This window comes from Streptomyces sp. UH6 (genome assembly GCF_013421635.1).
GTDB lineage: Bacteria > Actinomycetota > Actinomycetes > Streptomycetales > Streptomycetaceae > Streptomyces > Streptomyces abyssomicinicus.
Genome location: NZ_JACADT010001291.1, coordinates 1 through 1,288, shown reverse-complemented (window position 1 = coordinate 1,288; position 1,288 = coordinate 1). Strand labels below are relative to the sequence as shown.

The 1,288-nt window shown below is 71.4% G+C and carries 1 protein-coding gene; it reads left to right on the top strand.

What is annotated here, in order from left to right; translation table 11 throughout:
• Positions 1-246: 246 nt before the first annotated feature.
• Positions 247-1,194 (top strand): sterol desaturase family protein, encoded by a 948-nt coding sequence (locus HW445_RS31360; RefSeq protein WP_180224161.1) that lies wholly within the window; start codon positions 247-249, stop codon positions 1,192-1,194.
• Positions 1,195-1,288: the final 94 nt, after the last annotated feature.

The following is a 1,288-nucleotide window of genomic DNA, read 5'->3' as shown; positions in this document are numbered from 1 at the left end:
GCCTCGGCGCCGCCGATCCCCGCCGCGCCATGGTGCGCAACGTCGGCGGCGGAGCGCTGGCGATGACGGTCACCTACGCCGCCGGGAACCTGCTGGGCGCGGCCGGGGTCTGACCGGGCCGCCGCGAGGTCCCGCCGCGCGCGGCGGCGGTTGGCGGAGATCCACAGGAAATGCCGCCCTACCGGCGGTAATAGTTGTCGATGCCGACGTCTGGTCCCGCTCCCGCACCGCCCCTACGGTGCAGGTATGCCGAACCTGCCCGATGTGGTGCTCTGGTCGATACCGGCCTTCCTGCTGCTCACCCTGATCGAGGTGGTGAGCTATCGCGTCCACCCGGACGAGGACGCGGAGGGCTACGCGGCCAAGGACGCCGCCACCAGCATCGGCATGGGCCTGGGCAGCCTCTTCTGGGACTTCCTGTGGAAGATCCCGATCGTGGCGGTCTACACGGTCGTCCACGAACTGACCCCGCTGCGGGTGCCCGTGCTGTGGTGGACGGTCCTGCTGATGCTGCTCGCCCAGGACTTCCTCTACTACTGGTCGCACCGCGGCCACCACGTGATCCGCCTGCTGTGGGCCTGCCACGTGGTGCACCACTCGAGCCGGAAGTTCAACCTGACCACCGCGCTGCGGCAGCCGTGGACCTCGCTCACGGGCTGGCCGTTCTACCTGCCGCTGATCGCGCTCGGGGTGCACCCGGCGGCGCTGGCCTTCCTCACCTCGGTCAGCCTGGTCTACCAGTTCTGGATCCACACCGAACGGATCGGCAAGCTGCCCCGGCCGGTCGAGTTCCTCTTCAACACCCCCTCGCACCACCGGGTCCACCACGCCTCGCAGGGCGGCTACCTGGACCGCAACTTCGGCGGCATCCTGATCGTCTGGGACCGGATGTTCGGCAGCTTCGCGCCGGAGACCGAGCGGCCGGTGTACGGACTGACGAAGAACATCGAGACGTACAACCCGCTGAGGGTCGCCACCCACGAGTACGTCGCCATCGCCAAGGACCTCAGGGCGGCACGGAGCTGGGGCGAACGTGCGGGACGCGTCTTCCGCGGCCCGGGCTGGCAGCCCGCCGGCCCCGCCGCACCGGCCGCTCCGACCACCACCGGGGCCGTCCCCGGCCCCGCCGGCCCCGCCGCACCGGCCGCCCTTGCCGCTCCGGCCACCACCACCCCCGTGAAGGAGTCCGCGTGAGCACCGCGATCGTGACGGGAGCCCGTGCGCCCTGGCTGCGCAAGGCCCTCCCGGCGGCCTTCCTCCTCGCCTCGGCCGTCAACCTCGTCACGGT

Coding starts and splice junctions, on each gene's coding strand:
- HW445_RS31360 (WP_180224161.1), top strand. CDS start 247: ATGCCGAACCTGCCCGATGTGGTGCTCTGGTCGATACCGGCCTTCCTG.